Source organism: Micromonospora sp. NPDC049366 (genome assembly GCF_044466625.1).
Taxonomy (GTDB): Bacteria; Actinomycetota; Actinomycetes; order Mycobacteriales; family Micromonosporaceae; genus Micromonospora.
On record NZ_JBITMV010000031.1, the window covers coordinates 25,019 to 32,338 of the forward strand.

Annotated in this window: 8 protein-coding genes; all 8 read left to right on the top strand. The window is 68.0% G+C overall.

All coding sequences use genetic code 11. From position 1 onward, the window contains the following. The first annotated feature begins 72 nt into the window (after positions 1-72). The 8 genes from eccD to ACIBTV_RS29885 all read left to right on the top strand — a co-directional run bounded on the left by eccD (position 73) and on the right by ACIBTV_RS29885 (position 7,157). Positions 73-1,467, top strand: coding sequence for a type VII secretion integral membrane protein EccD (gene eccD, locus ACIBTV_RS29850; RefSeq protein ID WP_396710259.1), 1,395 nt, complete (start codon positions 73-75; stop codon positions 1,465-1,467). 3 nt (positions 1,468-1,470) lie between these two features. Continuing rightward, positions 1,471-2,877, top strand: coding sequence for a type VII secretion protein EccB (eccB, locus tag ACIBTV_RS29855; RefSeq protein ID WP_396710261.1), 1,407 nt, complete (start codon positions 1,471-1,473; stop codon positions 2,875-2,877). 144 nt (positions 2,878-3,021) lie between these two features. Next, complete coding sequence (locus tag ACIBTV_RS29860) at positions 3,022-3,270, top strand: hypothetical protein (protein ID WP_396710263.1); 249 nt, start codon at positions 3,022-3,024, stop codon at positions 3,268-3,270. Between the two features lie 55 nt (positions 3,271-3,325). Further along, positions 3,326-3,610 (top strand): WXG100 family type VII secretion target, encoded by a 285-nt coding sequence (locus ACIBTV_RS29865; RefSeq protein WP_130401887.1) that lies wholly within the window; start codon positions 3,326-3,328, stop codon positions 3,608-3,610. Positions 3,611-3,726: 116 nt separating this feature from the next. Beyond that, entirely contained in the window at positions 3,727-4,167 is a 441-nt protein-coding gene (locus ACIBTV_RS29870) for a hypothetical protein (protein WP_396710265.1), read from the top strand. A gap of 137 nt (positions 4,168-4,304) precedes the next feature. Further along, complete coding sequence (locus ACIBTV_RS29875) at positions 4,305-6,377, top strand: WXG100 family type VII secretion target (RefSeq protein ID WP_396710267.1); 2,073 nt, start codon at positions 4,305-4,307, stop codon at positions 6,375-6,377. 16 nt (positions 6,378-6,393) lie between these two features. After that, the gene (locus tag ACIBTV_RS29880; protein ID WP_396710268.1) at positions 6,394-6,825 is read left to right on the top strand and encodes a YbaB/EbfC family nucleoid-associated protein; all 432 of its coding nucleotides are present in this window, start codon (positions 6,394-6,396) and stop codon (positions 6,823-6,825) included. Beyond that, on the top strand, positions 6,825-7,157 hold the full coding sequence (locus ACIBTV_RS29885) for a hypothetical protein (protein ID WP_396710270.1): 333 nt from the start codon (positions 6,825-6,827) through the stop codon (positions 7,155-7,157). The genes ACIBTV_RS29880 and ACIBTV_RS29885 overlap by 1 nt, the downstream gene beginning before the upstream one ends. The last annotated feature ends 163 nt before the right edge of the window (positions 7,158-7,320 follow it).

Here is a 7,320-nt window from a genome sequence, read left to right on the forward strand (position 1 = left end):
GTCGCCGGGGTGAGGCGAATTTCGTTCGGTTCGTTTTTGAACCCGCTGCCCGACGACCACGTCGTGGTTGTCATGACTGTTGCCGCCACCGACATGTGCCGCCTCGTGGTCCACGGACCGCAGCGGCAGCTGGAGGTTGCCGTACCAGCAGATGTGCCGGTTGCCGACCTGCTGCCTGTGCTGCTGACCCATCTGGGAGACGGGTTGGCCGACGCGGGGTTGGCCCACGGGGGCTGGGTGCTGCAACGGTTGGGCGAACCACCCCTGGCCGAGGAGAACAGTGTCGCCTCCCTCGGGCTGCACGACGGCGACCAGGTCTACCTGCGTCCCCGTTCGGACCAGATTCCACCCGTGCACTTCGACGACCTCGCGGACGGACTCGCTACCGGAGTCCGCAGCCGCGCTGGCCTCTGGCGCCCGGAGATGATCCGCTGGTCCGCGCTGGGCGTGCTGGTTCTGCTCCTCGTGCTCGGACTTGTTGTCGTGGCGCTGCCCGGCCCGCCGATCGCCCGGGCGTTCGCCGCCGCTCTGATCGCGCTGATCTGCCTGGGCGGCGCGTTCAGCTGCACCCGGGCCGCGGGCGACCGTGGCTTCGGGCTGGTCGCGGCGTTGGGTGGGATCGCCTACGCGTTCCTGGCCGGCCTGATCGCACCGGACGCCACGCAGAGCGACGCGTCGCTCAGCCTCGGCTCTGCGCAGCTCTTCACCGGCGCGGTCGCCGCCGGGGTGATCGCGCTGCTCGCCGGGCTTCTCCTCGGCTGGGCCGGTCCGCTCACCGTCGGGGTCTTCAGCGCGGCGGTGTACGGGGCCGTCGGCGCCGGACTGGCCGCGTTCCTCAACCAGCCCGCGGGTAGCGCGGCGGCGGTCGTCGTGGTGCTCGCGACCGTGCTGACCGTGCCGGTTCCGCTGATCGCGTTCAAGCTGGCGAAGATCCGGCTCGCCCCGCTGCCCACCGAGCCGGAACACCTGCAGGAGGAGATCGACCCGGAGCCGAGCGACGTGCTGCTCGCGCAGACCGCCCGGGCCGACCGCTTCATGACCGGCCTCTACCTGGGGAACGGGCTTGCCACCGCGATCGCGATGCTCCTGTTGGTGCTGACCGGCGGCTGGGCGGCGTGGACGCTCGCCGGGCTGGTCGCGCTGGTCCGGCTACTGGCGTTGCGTCCGATGACCAGCGCCTGGCACCGGCTGGCGTCGGCCGTGCCCGCCGCGCTCGGCCTGGCGCTGATGGCGCTGCTCACCCTCGCCGCCGCGGCGCCGCTGTCGAGGCTCGCGGTGGCGGCCGGCTCGCTGCCGATCGCCGGGCTGGCGCTCTTCGCGCTCGGCAGCAAGCTGCCGAACCGCCGGATCATGCCGTACTGGGGCCGGGTCGGCGACATCGCGCAGCTGCTGAGCACCGTCGCCATGCTGCCGATCCTGCTCGCGCTGCTGGGTGCGTACGGCGCAGCCCGGGCGCTGGCGGGCTGAGCCGTGCAGGCCCGTCGTGATCAGGTCCAGGCGCAGTCGTACGTGCTGGGCCGGTTGTCTGGTGCGCTGGTCGCGGCCGAACCGGACGGACTGGAGAATCCGCACCGGCGGATGACCGTCGGAACAATCTGTGGCTTGCTGGTCTCAGCCCTGGTCATCGTCGGGTTCGCCGTCTACGGGTACTTCGTCCCCGGTGGAGCCACCAGGTGGCGGACCCCGGGCGTCCTGGTCTTGGAGAAGGAGACCGGCACCCGCTACGTCTATGCCGGCGAGGCACTGCACCCGGTGCTCAACCACGCGTCGACCCGGTTGCTCTTCGGCGGGGAACCGCGGGTCGTCTCGGTCTCCCGCAACTCTTTGAAGGGCGTGCCGCACGGCCAGCCGGTCGGCATCGTCGGTGCCCCGGACGCGCTTCCGGCCCCCGGCAAGGTGGGGGAGCAGGTCTGGACGGCGTGCGCGCTCGCCGTGCGGGACCAGGCCGGCGCACTGTCCACCGGGACCACCCTCAGCATCAGTGGGCCGGCGGGGGCCGGCGGTGCCGTGCTCGGCCCTGGCGAGGCGGCCGTGGCCACCGCGGGCGGGCAGACCTTCCTCATCTGGCAGGGCCGGCGGCTACGGGTGACGCAGCCCTGGTTGGCCCGGCTGTTCGGCTACGACAAGCGTGCGGTGCCGGTGGAGGCGAGCTGGCTGGATCTGGTGCCGGTCGGACCGGACCTGACCCCGGTGCCGGTAGCCGGGCGAGGCTCGCCGGGGCCGATGATCGACGGGCGGCAGGCCCGGATCGGCGAACTGTTCGTGGCCCGTGGTGCCGAATCGCAGGAGCGGCGGTACCTGCTGCTCAACGACGGCCTGGCGGAGCTGAACACCTTCGCGTACACGATCGTCGCCGCCGATGAGGCGACCACGAAGCTGTACGGGGGACGCGCGGTGACGCCGTCGGAGCTGAGCCCGGCGGCGCTGGCCCGGTTGCCGGTCTCCACCCGCGCGGTGCTGCCCACCGGGGTGCCGGAGGCTCCGCCCTGGTTGCCGGCGCTGCCGACGGACGGCACCTGGTGTGTCCGGCACACGATGGCGGACGGCCGGGTCGAGGTGACCGCCGGACAGCCGGTTCCCGCCTCGGACGCGGTTTCCGACAGTGCCGGCGTGACCCGCACGTCGCTGACCGCCGCCCGGATCACCGCCCAGTCGGGGGTGGGTGGACTGGTGCTGGCCGGCCGGCAGGACCAGGCGGCCGGTTCCGGCTTCTACCTGGTCACTGACGTCGGCGTGAAGTTTCCGCTGGCCTCCGCCCAGGTGGCTGGTCAGCTCGGTTACCCCCCGACGGGAGCCCGCCCTGTGCCCCGCCGGCTGCTGGAGCTGCTGCCGACCGGTCCGCTGCTCGAGTCGGCCGCGCCGGGTGGCGGTCGGTAGCCCCCAATGTTGGACGGTTCCGCCGGAGCCGTTTCTTTACCGGACAGGAAAGGAAGAACCAAGGTGACGCAGCCTGGGATCAGCGTAGATGACGACACTCGGGTGGCCCTGGGTAACGCTCTCGGTGAGATGGGTAGTGCCCTGATGACCGCGAGGACTGCCATCGAGAACGCCAAGTCCGACCTCGCCGGGGACTACACCGGTCAGTCCGCCAGGGCGTACAACAACGGGTTGACCACCCTGAACGACGCGACCACCTGGCTCGAGAACACGCGCAGCGAGATCGAGCAGAAGGTGGGTGCCACCGGAAAGATCACCACCAGCGCCGAGGACGCGAACATGAGCGCCGCCCAGTCGGTGGGTGCCGGTCTGGGCAACTGGGCCTCCGCCTGATATCCGCGCAAGCTCTGCCAGCGAGCCCAACGCTCTCAACGGGAAAGGAACAGGAATGAGTTACACCGGTACTCCCGAACGCATGGAGACCACCGCGGCCCAGATCGCGAAGGTGCCGCAGAACCTGGAGCAGGCATACGCCGCCCTGGAGAACGCCATGAAGATCTACCAGGCGGCGAACAACGGTGCCACGGTCGAGGCCTACACCTCGGCGCAGCTTCAGTGGGCCAGCAAGCACGGTGAGATCACTGCGGCCGGTGCCCACGCGAGCAAGGCGCTGCTGGACATCGCGGCGACCATGCGGCAGGCGGACCAGCAGGGCGCAAGCCTCTACCAGTGAGGTGCGTCCGGAGGGGGTGGCCCGGGCATCGTCCGGTGCCGCCCCTTCCGGGCCTGAGACCGGAGGAGTGTCTGCTCCGGCGTACGTCGTTGCCCATTCCAGGAAAGGAGTTCGTCGTGCCCACGCCCGAAATCAGCTATAACGAGCAGCGGCTTGAGAAGGCAAGAAACGGCATCAACCTGCTGCGCACCCAGATCAACTCCGTCCGCACGGGCTTCAATCCGGCCGACCCCGGCCATCCGCACGGGTTTCCGTTCAACAGCCTGACGGTCGCCGCCGGTGGTGACGCGTTTCCCAGCGGCGTCAACTTCAAGGCCAAGTTGCGGGACATCGGCGGCGCCGTCGACACGGCTCTCACCGCCCACGAGGCCAGTCTGGGCAAGCTCAGTCGGGCACTGACCGTCAACCTGCGGCTGGGCCAGGATGCCGAGTACAAGAACGTCAACACGGCGAACACGGTGGGTCTGCCGAACACCACCACGCAGACGAAGACCCCCACCCCGAACACCAGCACCAACACCACGAGCACCAACACGAACACCACCAAGCCGAACTGACTCGATCTTTCGAGACCCTGCGGGAACTGAGTGTTTCCGCAGACACCGGGATGCCGTACGCACCGCTGTGCGGCGCCCCCCGGTAGCCAGACGACAGGTCGGTCCAGCTTCGATGTTGTGTTGACTTAGGAGTAACGATGACGCAGCCGACGCCGGCGACCGGCCTGGACAGCCTCAAGTGGGAAGACGGGCTGCTGCAGATCCTTGGAATGCCGGCCGTTGACCGCACCCCATTCCTCAGCAACCCGTGGATCAACCTGACCAGTATTCAGATCACCATCAACAACCTCCCCGATTTTGGGGAGAACGAGCACTCGCAGAAGAACAACGAGTTCTACTTCTTCCGCCGACTGGGCACGACCGAGGGTAGCAACCATTTCACGGACTGGTGGTACCTGACTGTCCGGGCGCGGGTCGACTGGTTTGTCGGGGGGGAGGGCGAGTCTCTGCACGAGCGCTTCTACAAGGAGTTCTGGAACCGGTCACGGGACACCCTGTTCACGCCCGCCACCCCGCTGCCGTTGGATCCGCAGTCGTTTCACACGGCAGCGGAGAGCATGTACAACGCGGAGACGTGGCTGAACCACGCGATCGCGGAGCTGCGGCGAGAAATCAATGACCTGGCGGGCGGCCAGTCGGGGTTGTCCGGTGCAGCGGCGACTGCGTACCGTGAGTCGCTGGAGAATCTGCGGAAAGAATTACAGGTCCTTCACGACGATCTCCAGTCGAGTCAAAACTGGACGGAGATGCTGCACAAGAACGGGCATGCTGCGCAGGACTTCTGGAATCAGGTCCGGCAGGCCTGGTCGAACTGGTCGGCTTATTGGCATCACCAGCCGGATCAGATCATCACTCGGGTGTTGGACCAGATCAAGACCCAGGTGAGCGGCCCTGGTGACAACGCGATGTTCACCCTGACCATCGGGGACGGCATTACCGGGCAGTACAACCTCGCCTTCGATTTCGAGTGGGCTCGGCTGAACCAGGACATGCATGCCGTCTTCCAGCGGGGTCTGAACGAGCTGGACCAGAACATGCGCACCATCTACGGTGCTCTTCGGAACAGCCTTGACGAGACTGTGACGAACATGCTGACCCCGTCCCAGGTGCCGACGGGCGGGGGTGCCGGCTCCGGTGTTCCGAATATCGGTGGTGCCGGTGGTCCCGATGTCGGTGGCGCGGGTGAGGGCCCGGACATCGGTGGTGCGGGTGGTCCGGACATCGGTGGTGCCGGTGAGGGTCCCGATATCGGTGGTGCCGGTGAAGGCCCGGACATCGGTGGTGCCGGTGAGGGCCCCGACATCGGTGGTGCCGGCGAGGGTCTCGGCATCGGTGGCCCGGGAAGCCCTGGCCTCGGTGATCTGCCGCCGGCGAGTGGGTTCGAATCCGAGATCCCGGGGCTCGGCGATGGTGTCCAGACCGGGACCGGTGGGGGCGCGGGAATGCCTGATCTGGGGGCGCCAGGTGGTCTCACCAGTGATGGCCTGGGATTGGGTGACCCCCCTGGGGTGACTCCCGGCACCGGCCTCGGTGAAGTTGGTGGATCCACCGGTGGGATCGGAGCGCTGCCGCCGGGCGGGTTCGGCACAGGTGGTGGGCTTGGTTCGATCGGGTCGCCGACGGGTGGCGCCGGACGTCCGTCGCCGAACGACAGCAAGCCCGGCCCTGGTGTGATCGGCGGCCCTGCCGGTGACTTCGAGGAGGGGCCGACCACGATCGACACCGATGACCTGCCGGGTGGGAAGCCGTTGCCGGGGATGTTCGGTGGCACGGGCGGTGGGATCGGTGGCGACTCCTTCGGTGGGATGCCAGGCGAGCGCGCCACCGCGGGTGTGGGTGGAATGCAGATCGGTCCACTCGGGCCGGCACCCCTGGCGACGCCCACGGCCGGTAGCGGTAGCGCCGCGGTGCCCGCTCTCGGAAGTCCCTATGCCGCCGGATCGCCCACGGGTCCGATGGGCCCGATGGGTCCGATGGGCGGCGGCGGAATGGGCGGCGGCGGCGAGGAGAAGGACCGCGAGCGGAAGACCTGGCTGGCCGAGGAAGAAGAGGTCTGGGGCACCGAACCAGACGTGCTGACCGGGGTGATCGGCCGAGACGACACCTTCGACGGACCCGAAGTGGACTCCACTCGGCCCGCCGTCCCGCAGACGCCCGGCACGCCGTACGCACCGTCTCGCGGCACCGGCCGACAAAGCCGTGGTTACTGAACTGAAGGGAGCTCCTGTGTCCAGTCCGTTGAACAACCGGTTCGAGCAGGCGTACGCCGAGTTCGAAGAGCAGAAGAATGCCATCGCCGAGTTCGAACGGCGGTTGGCGGAGAAGGCGTCGACGTTGACCGCCAAGAACCGAGCGGTGAGCGTCACCGTTGACGGTCAGGGTGACGTCGTCGAGATCAGCTTCCCGACCGGGGCCTACCGGAAGATGGCCCCCGCCGAACTCGGCGCGCTGCTGGTGGAAACCATCGACGCGGCGCGGACGCAGGCCCGCGCGGGTACGACGGAGCTGCTCGACTCGTTCCTGCCGGGCGGTATGCCGGCCTTCGACCTGTTGAACAGCTCGGTCGAATTCGACGAAATCATGTCCCAGGCAATGCGTGCCGCCGACCGCATGTTCTCGAACCTGCCGTCGAACAGCGCGCGGCGAGAGGAGTCCTGATGCCGAAGGTCGGCGCCGATACAGAGCTGATCAGAAGCGCGGAACTGGAGGGTTCCAGGACCAAAGTCGAGCAGGCTAGTGCGACATTGGAAAATGCCCTGCGGACCAACTGGCCTCCCGGTGAGCAGCACTGCAGCATGGACCGCGAGGTGGTGAAGGAGATGGAGCGACCGATCGAGTTGCTCCGCACCCTGGTGAAGGCGTTCGGCTCGCTCTCTGATACCGACTCCAAGAGCGTCGACAACCTGCACAAGGTTCTTCGGGACGCTGAGGATATGACCGAGAAGCTGGCCCGGAGCGTTGACACCAAGAACGTCCCGAACCGGACATAGGCAATACTTTAATAGCGATGGGGCTGTGCCACCGGGTGGCCCAGCCCCATGTCGCTGCATGGTGAGAGGTTGACGCGGTGCCTGCTTTTCAGAGTTCTGAGGATCTGGCGGAGTTCTTCAAGTGGTTTTATGGTGAGGAGCTTCCGGGTCTGCAGCCGGAGCG

What these genes read in the sequence shown, in the direction of transcription:
- eccD (WP_396710259.1), top strand. Translation starts at nt 73, where the DNA reads ATGACTGTTGCCGCCACCGACATGTGCCGCCTCGTGGTCCACGGACCG.
- ACIBTV_RS29860 (WP_396710263.1), top strand. Translation starts at nt 3,022, where the DNA reads ATGACCGCGAGGACTGCCATCGAGAACGCCAAGTCCGACCTCGCCGGG.
- ACIBTV_RS29865 (WP_130401887.1), top strand. Translation starts at nt 3,326, where the DNA reads ATGAGTTACACCGGTACTCCCGAACGCATGGAGACCACCGCGGCCCAG.
- ACIBTV_RS29875 (WP_396710267.1), top strand. Translation starts at nt 4,305, where the DNA reads ATGACGCAGCCGACGCCGGCGACCGGCCTGGACAGCCTCAAGTGGGAA.
- ACIBTV_RS29885 (WP_396710270.1), top strand. Translation starts at nt 6,825, where the DNA reads ATGCCGAAGGTCGGCGCCGATACAGAGCTGATCAGAAGCGCGGAACTG.